Genomic DNA, 16,792 nt, shown 5'->3' with positions numbered 1-16,792 from the left:
ACGCAGACGGCTCCGCTAAGTCAACACCCTGCTTGAAGTTTTTCCGGACAATGCGTTTTTTCGCGAGTTTTCCCTATGCCTGGCACCGCAGAAATCCGTTCAGGTGCCGCTGCGCAGTAACAGGCGACTGCTGACCAAGCCTTTGTCGGCGCGCTCCAGCCCGGCTTCATCGACACGCACGCCCTGCCCCTGCAACTCGATCAACCAGCGCAACAACCGGGCGAACTCGGCAGGCTGCAAGCTGACCTGCACCGCACCATCGCCCTGGCTGTCGAGCCGTTCGACCGTCAGTCCCTGGCTGCCGGCACTGGCCGTGATGAAGCCCTGCAAGCGCGCCGGCTCGATATTGGCCGGCTGTGGCTTACTCTGCGCTTCACGGGCCTGGGCGGTATTGGCCTGCAAATACAGGTGCAGCTCGCGTTGCTGCTCCAGATAAGCGCGCGCCTGCTGCACCTGCTGCGCCGCCGGGCGCCAGAGCAGCATATACAGCAGCACCAGCAACAGGAACAGGCTGAGCAGCACCAGCGCCAGTTGATCGCGTGGCGCAAGCCCACGCCAGTAGACAGCCAGGCCCGTTGCCTCCAGGCTGGCCTGCAAGGGTTTGAGCAACCTCATCCGTTACCTCCAATGACCAAACGCGCACTCACACCCGCTTCCGCCCGACTGGCCGAGCCCATTTCCACAGGCACGCCAGCCTCTTGCAGGTGCGTACGCAAACGCTCCAGAGCGGCGAAATCCTGCGCCTGGATATTCAGCGCCAGGTCACCGCGCAGGGCACTGAAGTCGAGCTGATCGATACGCACCTGGGCACCCTCGGCATTGATCGCCGTGGCGGCCTGATCGAGCAAACCAAGCAGCATGTCCTGTCGGCCGCCGCCCTCGCTCAAATGCTGATCGAACTGCGCACGCAGGTTGATCAGCTTGTTGTCATCAGGAAACAGATCGCGGTACAGCGCCTCGCTGGCACGGGCATAGCGCTCTGCTTCGCTGCGCAGCAGCCAGCCCTGCGCCAGGTTGAAGCCCCACTGCACCACCAGGCACAGGACGAGCAGCACCAGCAGCGGTCGCCAGCGCGCAATACCGGCAGACGCCTCGCGCCGCTCGAAAGCCCCCTGCGCCAGATTGCCAGCACTGGGCTGACGCGCCAGCCAGACATAGGGCTGATCGACCCCATACACCTCGTCCACGCCTTCAGGGGCGACCTCACCAGCCAGTACATGAGCGACACAAGGCGTGGGCACCTGCCCGCGCAGCGACGGCCAATCCTCCGGTCGCAACGCCATACGTGCCTCGCCACGCCCCCCCAGCAACCAGCGCGCCCCCAGGCACAGAACCTGGCTGCCCTCGCCGCTCAGCAGATCGGCGTCGACCTCGATTCGCTGCGGCGGGCAATCGCCGCACAGCGCCAGCCAGCTGGCCAGCCAGTCACGGCGTACGGCATACACCCGATAGCGCCCGGCACCCAGCGCCTCGCCGATGCACAAGTGAAACAGCTCGACATCCTCGGCCAGCTGTTCCTCGACCGCGAACGGCAGCGCCTTGGCCAGCCAGCGCGCCTTGGTGGTGGGCAACTGGGCGACACAGATGGTCACCGCTTCCACCGGCAGCACCAGGCGCCAGGCCTGCCCAGCCGACGGCAGCGCTTCAGCGAACACCAGGTGCTCGGATACACCCGCCACCACCCGCCATACCGGCAATTGAGGATCGCTGGCCGCACAGGCAGCCGGCGGAAGAAAGACACACGACGCACTCATTGCTCGGACTCCTTGTTGGGCGGCACCGGCTCCTCGCCGGACTGCCCCAGATCGCGTGCCAGCACCCGCACGCGCCCATCATTGCCACGTTGCAACACACTCACCAGCACCTGCCTGCGCTCGCCCAGGTGTACCTCGCTGGTGACCTGAAAGTAGGCGCTGCCAACCTGCAACCCCTGCGCGCTGACACCACCATTGCCGAACTGCTGGATGAAGCTGCCGACATCACGAAAGCCAGTGCGCGAGCGCGCAGCAATCACGCCTTCGACGGATCGCGGCGACACGCCATCGGCCAATGCCGCCAGCACCTGGGCGCTGGCCGTATTCACGTTCAAGCCGACCTCGGCCGGCAAGGCGCTGACGAAGGGCACCAGCCGACGGTAATCCGCCTCGCCCACCCCCAGCAGCAGGCGTAACTCGGAAACGGACTCGATACGCCCGGGGCCGGTGCGGTACGCAGGCTGTAGCAACAGGTACTGAGCATCCTCGGCACCCTGTGAGCCGGACAGTTCCTGATCGGTATCCAGCCAGTCACGCAGGCGCTCGGCTATCGCCGGCTCGATCCCCAGCAGCCGCAGCAGGCGGCGAAAACGCAGCATCGCCAGTTCACCTTGCTCCCCTTCGGCAGCCAGGCTGTTGAGGTTGAAGCGGCCGCTCAGGTCGGTAATGCGCAGGGTCAGCTCGCCGCCTTCATCCAGGGGAAAGCTCAAGCGTGGATGGGCCCAGGCTTCACCTAGGTGATCGACCGGCATGCGTGGATCACCCTCGCGCAGATCGCGCAGGAGAATGGCCTTGGCCAGCAGCTCGCCACCCTCGGCGTAGTAATGCGCCTGACGCACCAGCAACTGGTTTCCGGTACTGCGAATCGCCAGTTGCTGGCGCAGCACCAGCCCCGTGCAAACCACGCTGACCAGCGCCACCACCAGCAGCACCGTGATCAGGGCCACGCCTGCCTGACGCTTCAAGGGCTTTCCCCCTGCTCCGGCGCCGGGATCTCACCCTCGCCGCCCTCAGGCGGCTGTTTGCGCTCTGCCGCTTCTGGCAAGCGCCAGAGCCGCCGCAGCTCACCGTAGTGACGGTGTTCGATGACCAGCTCCACGGCCTTGGGCAATTGAGTCAAGGCGGCCTCACGGTCACTGTTGGCGGGTGGCCAGGTCTGCAACCAGCGGTCCTCATCATCAAGAAAGCGCAATTCGAAACGCGTCACGCCACGCAGTGCCCGCTGCACCTGGGGCTGGCTGTCCTGCGCCTGGTCGAGCACCGTCCAGTAGGCTCGCTGCCACTCCTCGCCCTGCAACTGCCAGCGCACCCGCTGCAAGGTCGAACGCGGTTGCCCCAGCGGGTTACGCCAGCCATTGCGGGTCAGTTCCAGGCGCGTCGTACTGCCACTGTCACCCTGCAGGGCAGGGATCGGATCACCCAGTTGATCGCGCACGGGGCGCGGCAGCACTTGCAACACGTCACGTTCGAACGCCGCCATCGCCCGGGTCAGTTCACGCAGGCGCTGCTCTTGCACACGCTGGCCACGGTCGACCTGCATCACGCTGTCGAACATGCGATAGGTGGCCAGGCCGAGCAAGGCGAAGATGGCAATTGCGATCAGCAGCTCGAGCAGGGTGAAACCTGCCGCACGCTTCATGGCTCCACTCCGACGAAGCCGCTAAGGGTCGTCAGCGCCTGGTCCTCGATGCGACCACGCAAGCCGCTTTCGGGACGCAGCGCCACCCACAAGGTGACCCGGCGCATACCTGGCTCGCTGGTCGCCTTGACTTCGCTTTGCCACAGCCAGCGGCGCCCGGCATAGGTTTCCTCACCCTGTTCGCGGCCTTCGCTCAGTGGGTCGCTGGACAGTTGCAGGGTCTGCAGGCGATTGTCCGCCAGCCACAGGGAAAAGGTCTTGTCCTCCAGGCGCGCCGCAGTCTTCAGCGACTGCGAACTGGCCGTCAGCATGCTGGCCGCGACCAGGGCGAAAATCGCCAGGGCCACCAATACTTCCAGCAGGGTAAAGCCACGCGCCCGGTTCATCGACGCACGCCCACAGCAGCTTCTGTTTCGATCTGCGGGTCACTGAAACCATCGCTGGACAACGACAACGCCGGGCCACCGCGCTCGCGTCCGGCCATACGCAGACGGAACGGCGTCAACTCACCGCTGGAAAGAACCAGCAACTGTGGCACAGGCATGGCCGCCGCGTCAGCGTCCTTGTCGCTTGCGGCAGGCAAGGCCACTGCGCGCTTATCCAGTTCGATGGTCACCTCTATCCACTGCGGCAAGGTGTAGACCGATGCATCGGGTTGTGGCGTCCAGCGTGCCTGCCTCGGCTCATAGCGCAGCACCTGGTACGACTGACGTTCGAAGCGCACCCCGTATTCGCGATTGTCCAGCACGGCCTCGTCGAGCAGCACCCGCAGCAGGCCGCTGAGGCGTTCGGCTTCGTCGTTGAGCTGGCGCGCCGGGCTGGCTGCCATGCCACTGCTGAGCACGGCCATCCCGGTCAGCGCGCCGAGGATCACCAGCACGACCAGCAGCTCGATCAGGGTGAAGCCTCGCGCACGGCGCATGCAGGGTCAGAGGTTCCAGTTGCCGATATCGGCGTTATTGCCCTCACCGCCTTCACGGCCATCGGCGCCCAGCGAATAGAGGTCGATCTTGCCGCGCGTGCCTGGCGACAGATAGAGATAAGGATTGCCCCATGGGTCGACTGGCAGCTTCTTCAGGTAGCCCTCGGTGTTCCAGTTCTTCGCCGGCGGATTGCCGGTCGGCTTTTTCACCAGGGCTTCCAGGCCTTGCTGGGTGCTCGGGTAGTTCTGGTTATCCAGCTTGTACATGTCCAGGGCTGCGCCGATGGCGCGGATATCGTTCTGCGCCACGGTCACCTTGGCCTGGTCGGGACGCCCCATCACCTGCGGCACCACCAGCGCGGCGAGGATGCCGAGGATTACCACCACGACCATGATTTCAATGAGCGTGAAGCCCTTCTGCTTGTACATCGTTTCACCCCACCAGTTGGTTCAAAGACAGAATCGGCAGGAGGATGGCCAGTACGATCACCAGCACCACCGCTCCCATGAAGACCAGCATGAATGGCTCGAACAACCCCACCAGCAGGCCGATGGTCGCGGCCAGGTCGTTCTCCTGATTGCGCGCCGTGCGCGCCAGCATCTGATCCAGTTCGCCAGAACGCTCGCCACTGGCGATCATGTGCAGCATCATCGGCGGAAACTGCTGACTGGCCTCCAGCGCTCGCGACAGGCTGCCGCCCTCGCGCACCCGCTGGGTGGCCTGGATCACGTCATGACGGATCACCCGGTTGACCACCACCTCGGTGCCGATGGCCAGCGCTTCCAGCAATGGCACACCACTGCGCACGAGGATGGCCAGGGTCGAGGCGAAGCGTGCCGTTTCGGTCGCCCGGATCAGCCCGCCGATCAGCGGCATCCGCAGCAGAAACCGGTGCCAATGCCGGCGCATTCCTTCTTCGCGCACGGCACGGCGAAAACCCAGCACCAACAGCACACCGAGAATCAGCACCAGCCAGCCCCAGCTCTTGACCAGCTCACTGAGCGTGATCATCACCCGGGTCAGTGTCGGCAGCGTTTGTCCGGAATCGACGAATACGCGCACCACATCCGGCACTACATAACCGAGCAGAAAGCCGACGATGATCAGCGAGGTGACCATCAGGATCGTGGGATACAACAGCGCAAGCTGTACCTTCTGCCGCGACTGCTGGCGTTGCTCGGTATAGTCGGCCAGTTGTTCCAGCACCGGCCCCAGGTGCCCGGCGTGCTCACCGGCCGACACCGTGGCCCGGTACAGCTCGGGGAATGCGGCCGGAAATGCGGCCAGCGCAGCCGCCAGGCCATGGCCTTCGAGTACCCGCGCGCGCACGGCGAGCAGCATCGACTGGATACGCGGCTGACGCGACTGCGCAGCGGCGGCACGCAACGCTTCCTCGATAGGCAGCGCGGCGCTGATCAAGGTCGCCAGTTGCCGGGTCACCAATGCCAGGTCACGTGTGGACAACCCACGGCGCAGGCTGAAACCACCGGCCTGGGGCGCTTCACGGCTGCGCATGGCATCCACCTGCAAGGGCGCCAGCTGTTTCTCACGCAATAGCTGACGAACCTGACGGGCACTGTCGGCCTCCAGCACCCCCTTCTGTTGGCGTCCCTTGTTGTCGAGCGCGATGTAGCTGAACGCCGCCATCAGTCCTCCCGCGTTACGCGCAGGACTTCCTCGAGCGTGGTCACACCTTCCAGCACCTTGCGTCGACCATCTTCGCGAATGCCCGGGCCGAGGCTGCGCGCATGCCGGGTCAGTTCCTGCTCACCGGCGCCGTTGTGTACCAGGGTGCGCATCTGCTCGTCGAACACCACCAGTTCGTAGATCCCGGTTCGCCCTCGATAACCCTGCTGATGGCAGTCCGTGCAGCCCTGGGCGTGGTAGATCGTCGGTGCGCTCCGCACCTCCAGCCCGAGTAACGCGCACTCGGCCTCGTCGGCCGGGCGTGCCTCGCGGCAATGCGGACACAGCACACGGACCAGGCGCTGGGCCAATACGCCAAGCAGGGACGACGACAGCAGGAAAGGCTCAACGCCCATGTCGACCAGTCGAGTCACCGCGCCCACGGCACTGTTGGTGTGCAGGGTGGAGAGCACCAGGTGGCCGGTCAGCGAGGCCTGTACGGCGATGTCGGCGGTCTCCTGGTCGCGGATCTCGCCGACCATCACTACATCCGGGTCCTGCCGCAGGATGGCGCGCAGGCCACGGGCAAACGTCATGTCGACTCGCGGGTTGACCTGGGTCTGGCCGATGCCTTCCAGGTAGTACTCGATCGGGTCTTCGACGGTGAGGATATTGCGCGTGCGGTCATTGAGGGTGACCAGGCCGGCATACAGGGTCGTGGTCTTGCCAGAACCGGTCGGCCCAGTGACCAGGATGATGCCGTGGGGTTTGCGCAGGTTCTCGTCGAGCAAACGGCGATCACGCTCACTCATGCCCAGGTGTGGCAGCGACAGGCGCCCGGCCTGCTTGTCGAGCAGGCGCAGCACCACGCGCTCGCCATTGGCCGAGGGCAGCGTCGACACACGGATGTCCACCTCGCGCCCGCCCACCTTGAGCGAGATACGGCCGTCCTGCGGCACCCGCTTCTCGGCGATGTCCAGGCGCGCCATGACCTTGACCCGCGACACCAGCAGCGCGGCCAGTTCGCGACGCGGCTCGATCACCTCGCGCAGGATGCCGTCGACGCGGAAGCGCACGACCAGACGTTTCTCAAAGGTCTCCAGGTGAATATCGGAGGCACCGGCCTTGATCGCTTCGCTGAGGATGGCGTTGATCAGACGGATGATCGGCGCGTCATCTTCCTGCTCCAGCAGATCGCTGGATTCCGGCGTGAGTTCGGCGAGACTGGCCAGGTCCATCTCTGCACCCAGCCCCTCGGCCATCTGCCGGACTTCCGAGGAATCACGCTGGTAGGCATCGCTCAAGGCCTGTTCGAAGGCCTCCGGCGTCAGCCATTGCAATGCCAATGGCTGACGGGCAAAACGCTGGGCCTCCTGGATCGCGAACAACGGCGCCCCTTCGCGCACATACAGCAACGGTTGGGCGCTGCTGTCACGCAGCAGCACACCATGGCGCTTGGCAAAGGCGAATGGCAGAGAACGAAAAGGCAAAACTGCCGGAGCCGCTGATGCGGCATACGGATCGATGGACATGCGCGGGCCCGTTCCTGAAGTTCTGTTCTTGTTGTTAGGAGGCGCGACAGAGCCGCCAAGTTAACGGATTCGGCAGAAAAATAAAGAGCCAGGCCCGGCTTTGTCGTGACAGCCCACGCAATCACATGCGAGAAGCTGGCTGCACACCTCGAAAAACGCCGCCTTGCGCGGAAAATCCACAATCTCAGGCGATTAATGCAATTAACTGCCGATATTTGCATTATTGCTCGCTGCACATGCGGCATCCTTGAGGTAAGGTTGGCGGCGCGTCGACGTAGTGCCAGAATCGGCCCCACTCCACAGGAGTGAACGGGGGCCTGATTCCAGACCGCGTAAGGATGCGACACATAATAAGAATAATGTTGGGGGTAAGGCTTTGACCGCACCGAGCAACCGCCTGCATGGCTGGCTGCAGCGCCATGGCGTGTCCGTGCTTTTTCTAGCGGGGGTATGCGCCATGAGCATGGCACTCTCCTGGCAGATCATCGATCTGGTGCGCCAGCTCCGTGGCGCGACACCAACGACTGCAGATGCGACCGCCACCGCCCAGCACCCACCGCTTTCGGTCGATGCCCTGCAAGGTCTGTTCGGCATCCCTCTCCAGCAACGCAGCGACCAGCAGGCACCGCCCACCACGCTGCAACTGAGTCTGCTTGGCAGCTTCGTCAACCCGGACAACGCCCGCTCGACAGCCATCCTCCTCGTCGCTGGCGGCAAACCCAAGCGCTTGGCCATCGGCGATGAAATCAGCGCCGGCGTACGTCTGCATGCCGTGCATCAGGACCATGTGGTACTCACTCGTAATGGCCGCGAAGAAAGCCTGCACTTCACACGTCAGCGTGCGACTGCGCCGCAGCCTCGAAGTGTCGCGCCAATCGCCCAGCAATCCACCACCGAACAGCTCGAGCAACTGCAAGACGAAAACAACCAGTCCCTGCAGCAACGCCTGGAAGTTCTCCGTCAACAAATGGATGGCGACGGCACCCCACCGCCGCCGGTCGAAGAGCCTGAAGCAGAAACCACTCCATGACCCGCTCGAAATCCCTGCCGTCGAAACACCTGCCCCTGGCTCTGCTATTGGCCATGACCTGCATCGGCCTGACACCAACACTGACTCATGCCGCTCCAGCTGCAGGCGTCACGGCGCAACAGGACGAAAGCTGGACCATCAACATGAAGGACGCGGATATCCGTGACTTCATCGAACAGGTGTCGAGCATCAGCGGGCAGACCTTCGTCGTCGATCCTCGGGTGAAAGGCCAGGTCACGGTGGTGTCCCAGGCGCCCCTGAGCCTGAGCGAGGTCTACCAACTGTTCCTCTCGGTGATGAGCACCCACGGGTTCTCGGTCGTCTCACAGGGTGACCAGGCGCGGATCGTGCCGAATACCGATGCCCGCGCCGATGGCTCGGTCGCCAGCGCTGACAGGCCAAACAGCCTGGAGACCCGGGTCATTCAGGTGCAGCAAAACTCGGTGAACGAACTGATTCCGCTGATCCGCCCCCTGGTGCCGCAATACGGACACCTGGCAGCCGTGGCCTCGGCCAACGCCCTGATCATCAGTGACCGGCCTGCCAACATCACCCGCATCGAGCAACTGATTCGCCAACTGGACCAGGCCAACGCGCAGGACTACACCGTCTACGACATGCGCAACGCCTGGGTGATGGATGCCGCCGAAGTGCTCAACAACACCCTGAACCGCGGCCAGGCCAAGGGCACAGGCGCCACCCAGGTGGTCGCCGATGCGCGTACCAATCGGCTGATCCTGCTGGGCCCAGCCGAAGCACGCGCAAAAATGCTGGCACTGGCCCGCTCTATCGATACGCCCTCTTCGCGCTCGGCCAATACCCGCGTCATCCGCCTGCGCCACAACGACGCCAAGGCCCTGGCGCAGACCCTCGGCGAGATTACCGACACGCTCAAGACTGGCGAAGGGGGTGGCGCTGAAGCTGGGGGCGGCAAACCCAAACAGATGCTCATTCGCGCCGATGAAAGCCTTAACGCACTGGTGATTCTGGCCGACCCGGATACCGTGACCATGCTCGAAGACATCGTGCGGCAGCTCGACGTTCCCCGCGCCCAGGTACTGGTCGAAGCCGCCATCGTGGAAATTTCCGGCGATATTCGCGACGCCCTCGGCGTGCAATGGGCGGCCAAGGGCGGCAATGGCATCGGTGGCGTGAATTTCAGCAATACCGGCCTGTCCATCGGCACCGTGCTGGGCGCCCTGCAGGAGAAGGAAATTCCTGCCGCCCTTCCCAATGGCGCCATCATCGGCCTGGGTAATGGCAGCTTCGGTGCGCTGATCACCGCCATCTCGTCCAACAGCAAGAGCAACCTGCTGTCCACGCCTACCCTGCTGACCCTGGACAACCAGGCGGCAGAGATTCTGGTCGGCCAGAACGTACCTTTCCAGACCGGCTCCTACACCACCGCCACCGATGGCGCGAGCAACCCGTTCACTACCATCGAACGCCAGGACATCGGTGTGACCCTCAAGGTCACCCCACATATCAACGAAGGCGCGACCCTGCGCCTGGAGATCGAGCAGGAAATCTCCTCCCTGGTGCCGGCGCCGGCCAACGTCACCGTCTCCGACGTGATCACCAACAAACGCTCGATCAAGAGCACCATCCTGGCCGGCGATGGCCAGGTCATCGTGCTTGGCGGCCTGATTCAGGACGACGTCACCCGCAGCGACTCGAAGGTTCCCCTCCTCGGCGATATTCCGCTGCTGGGGCGGCTGTTCCGCTCGACCGAGAACACCCACGTCAAGCGCAACCTGATGGTCTTCCTGCGCCCGGCGATCGTGCGCGACGACAACGGGCTGGCCAGCCTGAGCGGCAGGAAGTACAGCGATATTCGCGTACTCAACCAGCCTGACAAGGGACCGAACATCCTGCCGGTCAACCCGAATCGCCTGTTCGACCATCAGGACTCATATCCGCCAGCCGTTGACCTGCGTCCGGCACCATGAAAAACGGCGCGGGGGCCATGAGCCCCCGCGCCGTCGATAGCACGCGACAACAATCTAGAGCGCCGCCAACCCCCGAGCCAGATCGGTTTTCAGGTCGGCAAGATCTTCCAGCCCCACGGCAACCCGGATCAGGTTATCGCCAATCCCTGCACTGGCACGCTCCTGCGGCGACAAACGCCCGTGGGAGGTGGTGGCCGGATGGGCAATGGTGGTCTTGGTATCACCCAGGTTGGTGGTGATGGAAATCACCCGCGTGGCATCGATGAAACGCCAGGCCGCTTCCTTGCCCCCAGCCACTTCGAAGCTCACCACCGCACCGAAGGCGTTCTGCTGCCGCTTGGCCAGCTCGTGCTGCGGGTGGCTCGGCAGGCCAGCGTAGTAGACACGCTCGATCCCCGCCTGCTGTTCCAGCCACAGCGCCAGCTCCAGCGCACTGGCGCAATGCGCCTGCATACGGATACGCAGGGTTTCCAAACCTTTGAGGAACACCCAGGCGTTGAACGGGCTCAAGGTGGGCCCCGCGGTACGCAGGAAGCCAACCACAGCCTCCATCAGGCTGCTCTTGCCAGCCACCACGCCGCCCATGCTACGGCCCTGGCCGTCGATGTACTTGGTGGCCGAGTGCATGACGATATCGGCACCCAGCTTCAGCGGCTGTTGCAGCGCGGGGGTGCAGAAGCAGTTATCCACCACCAGCAGCGCACCGCGTGCGTGGGCAATGTCAGCCAGCGCGGCGATATCCACCAGCTCGGCCAGGGGGTTGGACGGCGACTCGACGAACAGCAACCGGGTATTGGTCTTGAACGCTGCCTTCCAACCATCCAGATCAGCCAACGGCACGTAGTCGACCTGCACGCCAAAGCGCTTGAGGTACTTTTCGAACAGGCTGATGGTCGAGCCGAACACACTGCGCGAAACCAGGACGTGGTCGCCGGCGCTGCACTGGCTCATGACGATGGCCAGGATAGCCGCCATGCCGGACGCCGTAGCCACGGCCTGCTCCGCGCCCTCCAGCGCCGCAATACGTTCTTCGAACGCGCGCACGGTGGGGTTGGTGTAGCGTGAATAGACATTCCCCGGCTGCTCGCCAGCGAAACGCGCCGCGGCATCGGCAGCGGTGCGGAAGACATAGCTCGAGGTCAGGAACATGGCCTCGCCATGCTCGCCCTCCGGTGTGCGGTGCTGCCCTGCCCTCACGGCCAGGGTGTCGAACCCCACGCCTTCCAGGTCGCTGTCCAGTCGCCCTGCATCCCAATCCTGACTCATCGACGGTTCCTCGCTAAATCGGTCAATCGTTGTGCAGGTCGATGATTGCGCTGACTGCTTCGCTCTTGGCCTTGCTCGAGTCGTTGCGGGCCTGCTCGATCTTGTTCAGGTAGGCCTCGTTGACATCGCCGGTGACGTACTCGCCATCGAACACCGCGCAATCGAAGTGCTCGATCTTCACCTTGCCGCCGCCAACCGCCTCTTTAAGATCCGCCAGGTCCTGGTAGATCAGCCAGTCGGCGCCGATCAGCTCGGCCACTTCGTCCGTGCTGCGGCCATGGGCGATCAACTCGTGCGGGCTGGGCATGTCGATGCCGTAGACGTTCGGGTAACGCACAGCCGGCGCCGCCGAGCAGAAATACACCTTCTTCGCGCCGGCTTCGCGGGCCATCTGGATGATCTGCTTGCAGGTGGTGCCACGCACGATGGAATCGTCCACCAGCATCACGTTCTTGCCGCGGAACTCCAGCTCGATGGCATTGAGCTTCTGGCGTACCGATTTCTTGCGTGCCGCCTGGCCAGGCATGATGAAGGTACGGCCGATATAACGGTTCTTGACGAAGCCTTCGCGGAACTTGACGCCCAGGTGGTTGGCCAACTCCAGCGCCGAGGTACGGCTGGTATCCGGAATCGGGATGACCACGTCGATATCGTGATCCGGACGCTCGCGCAGGATTTTCTCGGCCAGCTTCTCGCCCATGCGCAGGCGCGCCTTGTACACCGAGATGCCATCCATCAACGAATCCGGACGGGCCAGGTAGACGTGCTCGAAGATGCACGGCGAATACTGTGGGTTCTGTGCGCACTGACGGGTGAACAGGCGGCCGTCTTCGGTGATATACACCGCTTCGCCCGGAGCCAGGTCACGAATCAGGGTGAAGCCGAGCACGTCGAGGGCAACGCTTTCGGAGGCGATCATGTACTCGACGCCATTGTCGGTGTGGCGCTGACCGAAGACGATCGGACGGATCGCATGGGGATCGCGGAAGCCGACCACGCCGTAACCGGTGATCATCGCGACTACCGCGTAACCACCCCGGCAACGCGCATGCACGCCAGCGACCGCGGCGAACACGTCCTCTTCGGTCGGCTGCAGCTTGCCGCGCACGGCCAGCTCATGGGCGAATACATTGAGCAGCACTTCCGAGTCGGAGTTGGTGTTGACGTGGCGCAGGTCCGACTCGTAGATCTCCTTGGCCAACTGTTCAACGTTGGTCAGGTTGCCGTTGTGCGCCAGGGTGATGCCGTAGGGCGAGTTGACGTAGAACGGCTGTGCCTCGGCAGAACTGGAGCTGCCAGCGGTCGGGTAGCGCACGTGACCGATACCGGTATGGCCAATCAGACGCTGCATGTGGCGCTGCTGGAAAACATCCCTGACCAGGCCATTGTCCTTGCGCAGATACAACCGGCCGTCATGGCTGGTCACGATGCCGGCAGCGTCCTGGCCGCGATGCTGGAGAACGGTGAGTGCGTCGTACAACGACTGGTTGACGTTCGACTTACCGACAATACCGACAATGCCACACATGTGACGCAACCCCTACGTTGGTGAAACAGGCTAATTGCTTGGCTCTTGCGGCAGTTTAGGCTGCAAGAAAGCTTCTTTAAACGGCAGCTCGGCAGGCTCGCTGACGGCGCCCGCCAGCCACTGACTGGAAAGGCTGAGAATCAGATTCTTCGACCAGTCCGCCACCATCAGAAAATGCGGCATCAGCGTCGACTGCTGCCACCACTTGTCCTGTTGCACGGGTGCCAGGCTGACCAACCCAGCCAGCACCACCACCAGCAAAGCCCCGCGCGCCGCGCCGAAGACCATGCCGAGAAAGCGATCGGTTCCTGACAAGCCGGTTACCCGGATCAGTTCGCCGATAAGAAAATTGACCAGCGCCCCCACCAGCAAGGTGGCGATGAACAGAATGGCGCACGCGGCGATGACGCGCATCGACGGAGTTTCAATGAATTCGCTGAGGTGCTGCGAAAGCGCGCCACCAAACATCCAGGCCACGACACCTGCGACTATCCAGGTCAGCAGCGACAGGGCTTCCTTGAAGAAACCGCGCTTGAGGCTGATCAAACTGGAAATGGCGATGACGGCGATGATCGCCCAATCGACCCAAGTGAATGCCACGATGCTGCCTGCAGACGGGAAAGGCGGCGGATTTTAACAGAGCGAGCCCGGTCGGGTAAGCCGGGCGTTCAACCTGCGTCAGCTGTTTTCCGGCTGGAAACGCACCACGAAGCCTTTGAGCTTGTGCTGACGATTGAGCTGATCACGCAGGCGGTCCGCTTCTGCGCGCTCGATCAGGGGGCCGACGAAAACCCGGTTCATGCCGTCGACACTACGGATATAGGCGTTGTAACCCTGGCTACGCAGTTTTCTCTGCAACTCTTCCGCACCCGGACGACTGGACAGGCTGGCCAACTGGATCGACCAGCTCACCGGCAGGTTGTTGGCATCCAGACGCTTGGTTTCCACAGGTTTCGCCTCCACTGGCTTGGCCGGTGGCGTGACAGCAACAGCGGTTGGTGGCGCGGTGACGGGAGCCGTAACCGGAGGTGTGGCCGGAGCAGTCGCAACGTCGGTGCCATCCACAGGCTCGACTGGCGGCATATGCTCATCCGCGACAGGTTGCTGGGTAGGCACCGAAACAGGGTCAAGCACGATATCGGGAACCACGGGGGCCGACGGCATGGCAGGCGCCTCTACCACGACATGGCGCTGTTCATCTTCACGAGAGAACAGCATCGGCAGGAAGATCACTGCCAGTGCGACCAGCACCAACGCACCGACAATGCGCTGTTTGAGCCCTCTATCCAGTACTGCCATCCCCCGCCTCCTTCTGCCGCGCCAGCCACTCGATGGCCTCGGCTACACAATAAAAAGATCCGAACACGAGGATTTCGTCGCCCTCCTGTGCTCGTTCGCATTGTGCCTGTAATGCGTCCGGGATGCTGGCATAAGAGCGCGCTGACGCCCCAAGATTGCTCAACGCCGCCTGAAGTTCTGTAGCAGGCCGGCTACGCGGTGTCGGCAGCGGCGCCACTGCCCAATCCGCGATTTCTCCCAGCAAGGGCTGCACCACTCCATCAAGATCCTTGTCGACCAGCAGCCCGAATACCGCCAGGCGCGGCCTTTGCAGCGGGCGAGCAGCCAGCCTGGAGGCCAGGTAATCGGCAGCATGCGGGTTATGCCCCACATCCAGCAGCAACTGTAGCGACTTGCCCTGCCAGCGCAGCACCCTGCGATCCAGTCGCCCATCGACTCGCGTGTGCAACAAGGCATTACGGATAGATGCGACATCCCAAGGCAAGTCGAGCAAGGCGTAAGCCTGTAAGGCCAGCGCAGCGTTTTCCATCGGCAGGTCGAGTAGCGGCAAGCCGTGCAATTGCAGAACGGCGCCCTCTTGCGTCAAACCATGCCAATCCCAACTCTCTGCATTCAGTATGAGGTTATAGGCGCTGCCGCGCAGGAAGAACGGGCAGTCGAGGGCTACCACCTGATCCAGCAAGGTATGCGGCGGATCGAAGTCGCCACACAATGCCGGCCGCCCCTGGCGCAGGATGCCGGCCTTCTCGAAAGCAACGGATTCGCGGGTATCGCCCAGCCAGTCAGCGTGATCCAGGCCAATACTGGTTATCAGCGCCAGATCGGCGTCGACCAGATTCACCGCATCCAGGCGCCCGCCCAGGCCGACCTCCAGCACTACGGCATCCAGCGCTGCACGCTCGAACAGCCAGAAGGCGGCCAGAGTACCCATTTCAAAATAGGTCAGGGATATCTCGCCACGCGCCGCCTCGACGGCCGCAAAGGCCTGACACAGCGCCTCATCACTCGCCAACCGGCCATCGAGCGCAACCCGCTCGTTGTAACGCACCAGATGCGGTGAGCTGTAGACCCCGACACGCAACCCCTGCGCCTGCAGCAACGAAGCCAGAAAGGCACAGGTAGAGCCCTTGCCATTGGTACCGGTGACCGTGATCACCCGCTCCGCGGGGCGCCCCAGGCCGAGCCGCGCAGCTACTTCCCGACTGCGCTCCAGGCCCATATCGATGGCACTGGGGTGCAGCTGTTCAAGGTAGGCGAGCCATTCGGCGAGGGTGCGTTCGGTCATGCAGTAGCCGGAACCTGTACGGGAGTGGGAAGGTGCTGCAACTGAGCGAGCAGGCGCGACAGACGCGGACGCAGTTCCTGGCGATGAATGATCATGTCGATGGCGCCGTGCTCAAGCAGGAACTCGCTGCGCTGGAAGCCTTCCGGCAACTTCTCACGCACGGTCTGCTCGATCACACGTGGCCCGGCGAAACCGATCAGCGCACGCGGTTCGGCGACGATCACATCACCGAGCATCGCCAGGCTTGCCGAAACGCCACCGTAAACCGGGTCGGTCAACACCGATACGAAGGGAATACCCTCTTCACGCAGACGTGCCAGCACAGCGGAGGTCTTGGCCATCTGCATCAGGGAGATCAGCGCTTCCTGCATGCGAGCACCACCGGACGCAGCGAAGCACACCAGCGGGCAGCGCTTCTCCAGCGCCACATTGGCTGCCCGAACGAAGCGCTCACCAACTACCGCGCCCATCGAGCCACCCATGAAGCTGAACTCGAAGGCACAGGTGACGATCGGCATGCCCAGCAGCGTACCGCTCATCGACACCAGCGCATCCTTCTCGCCAGTGTCCTTCTGCGCCGCGCTCAGGCGGTCCTTGTACTTCTTGCTATCACGAAACTTGAGGCGGTCCACCGGCTCCAGATCGGCACCGATCTCTTCACGACCTTCGGCATCGAGAAAGATATCCAGGCGGCTGCGCGCACCGATACGCATGTGGTGATTGCACTTGGGACAGACATCCTGGGTCTTTTCCAACTCGGGGCGATACAGTACGGCATCACAGGATGGGCACTTGTGCCACAACCCCTCGGGCACCGAACTCTTCTTGACCTCGGAACGCATGATCGAAGGGATCAGCTTGTCTCTCAACCAGTTGCTCATGCTCACTCTCCGTAGCTGACCCGGGCGTTTGGCAACACCCGGCAAACTCAAATTCGCGCCTCGGGCAGCCTTATCAAAAG

General features: G+C 63.3%; 17 protein-coding genes. 2 read left to right on the top strand and 15 right to left on the bottom strand.

Annotated features, from left to right (window positions below; genetic code table 11):
• Nucleotides 1–99: 99 nt before the first annotated feature.
• Genes ACWPW0_RS08335 through gspE form a run of 9 tightly spaced genes read right to left on the bottom strand, consistent with a single transcriptional unit; the run spans nucleotide 100 to nucleotide 7,474 of the window.
• A complete protein-coding gene (locus ACWPW0_RS08335) occupies nucleotides 100–615 on the bottom strand; it encodes a type II secretion system protein M (protein WP_454255016.1) in 516 nt (171 codons plus the stop codon).
• The gene (gene gspL, locus ACWPW0_RS08330; RefSeq protein ID WP_454255015.1) at nucleotides 612–1,754 is read right to left on the bottom strand and encodes a type II secretion system protein GspL; all 1,143 of its coding nucleotides are present in this window, start codon (nucleotides 1,752–1,754) and stop codon (nucleotides 612–614) included. Before gspL ends, ACWPW0_RS08335 begins: the two co-directional genes overlap by 4 nt.
• Entirely contained in the window at nucleotides 1,751–2,719 is a 969-nt protein-coding gene (gene gspK / locus ACWPW0_RS08325; RefSeq protein WP_454255014.1) for a type II secretion system minor pseudopilin GspK, read from the bottom strand. Before gspK ends, gspL begins: the two co-directional genes overlap by 4 nt.
• Complete coding sequence (gene gspJ / locus ACWPW0_RS08320) at nucleotides 2,716–3,393, bottom strand: type II secretion system minor pseudopilin GspJ (protein ID WP_454255013.1); 678 nt, start codon at nucleotides 3,391–3,393, stop codon at nucleotides 2,716–2,718. The genes gspK and gspJ overlap by 4 nt, the downstream gene beginning before the upstream one ends.
• A complete protein-coding gene (gene gspI, locus ACWPW0_RS08315; RefSeq protein ID WP_454255012.1) occupies nucleotides 3,390–3,779 on the bottom strand; it encodes a type II secretion system minor pseudopilin GspI in 390 nt (129 codons plus the stop codon). The genes gspJ and gspI overlap by 4 nt, the downstream gene beginning before the upstream one ends.
• Nucleotides 3,776–4,315 (bottom strand): type II secretion system minor pseudopilin GspH, encoded by a 540-nt coding sequence (gene gspH, locus ACWPW0_RS08310; protein ID WP_454255011.1) that lies wholly within the window; start codon nucleotides 4,313–4,315, stop codon nucleotides 3,776–3,778. The genes gspI and gspH overlap by 4 nt, the downstream gene beginning before the upstream one ends.
• A 6-nt stretch (nucleotides 4,316–4,321) precedes the next feature.
• Nucleotides 4,322–4,744 (bottom strand): type II secretion system major pseudopilin GspG, encoded by a 423-nt coding sequence (gene gspG, locus ACWPW0_RS08305; protein WP_454255010.1) that lies wholly within the window; start codon nucleotides 4,742–4,744, stop codon nucleotides 4,322–4,324.
• A 4-nt stretch (nucleotides 4,745–4,748) separates the two neighbouring features.
• Nucleotides 4,749–5,963 carry a GspF family T2SS innner membrane protein variant XcpS gene (gene xcpS / locus ACWPW0_RS08300; protein WP_454255009.1) on the bottom strand — a complete coding sequence of 405 codons (1,215 nt, stop codon included), beginning with the start codon at nucleotides 5,961–5,963 and terminating at the stop codon, nucleotides 4,749–4,751.
• Nucleotides 5,963–7,474 carry a type II secretion system ATPase GspE gene (gspE, locus tag ACWPW0_RS08295; RefSeq protein WP_454255008.1) on the bottom strand — a complete coding sequence of 504 codons (1,512 nt, stop codon included), beginning with the start codon at nucleotides 7,472–7,474 and terminating at the stop codon, nucleotides 5,963–5,965. Before gspE ends, xcpS begins: the two co-directional genes overlap by 1 nt.
• Nucleotides 7,475–7,751: 277 nt before the next feature.
• Here gspE and ACWPW0_RS08290 point away from each other — a divergent pair, with 277 nt between their 5' ends.
• A complete protein-coding gene (locus ACWPW0_RS08290) occupies nucleotides 7,752–8,504 on the top strand; it encodes a type II secretion system protein N (RefSeq protein WP_454255007.1) in 753 nt (250 codons plus the stop codon).
• The gene (gene gspD / locus ACWPW0_RS08285) at nucleotides 8,501–10,453 is read left to right on the top strand and encodes a type II secretion system secretin GspD (protein WP_454255006.1); all 1,953 of its coding nucleotides are present in this window, start codon (nucleotides 8,501–8,503) and stop codon (nucleotides 10,451–10,453) included. The genes ACWPW0_RS08290 and gspD overlap by 4 nt, the downstream gene beginning before the upstream one ends.
• Before the next feature lie 54 nt (nucleotides 10,454–10,507).
• On the opposite strand, the gene ACWPW0_RS08280 is transcribed toward gspD, so the two are convergent.
• The 6 genes from ACWPW0_RS08280 to accD form a co-directional block, all read right to left on the bottom strand.
• Complete coding sequence (locus ACWPW0_RS08280) at nucleotides 10,508–11,719, bottom strand: O-succinylhomoserine sulfhydrylase (RefSeq protein ID WP_454255005.1); 1,212 nt, start codon at nucleotides 11,717–11,719, stop codon at nucleotides 10,508–10,510.
• Between the two features lie 22 nt (nucleotides 11,720–11,741).
• Nucleotides 11,742–13,247, bottom strand: a complete 1,506-nt coding sequence (purF, locus tag ACWPW0_RS08275; protein WP_447590824.1) for an amidophosphoribosyltransferase — start codon at nucleotides 13,245–13,247, stop codon at nucleotides 11,742–11,744.
• Nucleotides 13,248–13,277: 30 nt separating this feature from the next.
• The gene (locus tag ACWPW0_RS08270; protein ID WP_447590823.1) at nucleotides 13,278–13,847 is read right to left on the bottom strand and encodes a CvpA family protein; all 570 of its coding nucleotides are present in this window, start codon (nucleotides 13,845–13,847) and stop codon (nucleotides 13,278–13,280) included.
• A 78-nt stretch (nucleotides 13,848–13,925) separates the two neighbouring features.
• Nucleotides 13,926–14,546, bottom strand: coding sequence for an SPOR domain-containing protein (locus tag ACWPW0_RS08265; RefSeq protein WP_447590822.1), 621 nt, complete (start codon nucleotides 14,544–14,546; stop codon nucleotides 13,926–13,928).
• A complete protein-coding gene (gene folC, locus ACWPW0_RS08260) occupies nucleotides 14,530–15,831 on the bottom strand; it encodes a bifunctional tetrahydrofolate synthase/dihydrofolate synthase (protein ID WP_454255004.1) in 1,302 nt (433 codons plus the stop codon). The genes ACWPW0_RS08265 and folC overlap by 17 nt, the downstream gene beginning before the upstream one ends.
• The gene (gene accD, locus ACWPW0_RS08255; RefSeq protein ID WP_447590820.1) at nucleotides 15,828–16,712 is read right to left on the bottom strand and encodes an acetyl-CoA carboxylase, carboxyltransferase subunit beta; all 885 of its coding nucleotides are present in this window, start codon (nucleotides 16,710–16,712) and stop codon (nucleotides 15,828–15,830) included. The genes folC and accD overlap by 4 nt, the downstream gene beginning before the upstream one ends.
• Nucleotides 16,713–16,792 lie beyond the last annotated feature (80 nt).

It is taken from the genome of Pseudomonas sp. Marseille-Q8238, from assembly GCF_965111915.1.
This window is presented reverse-complemented; position numbering and strand designations above follow the sequence as displayed.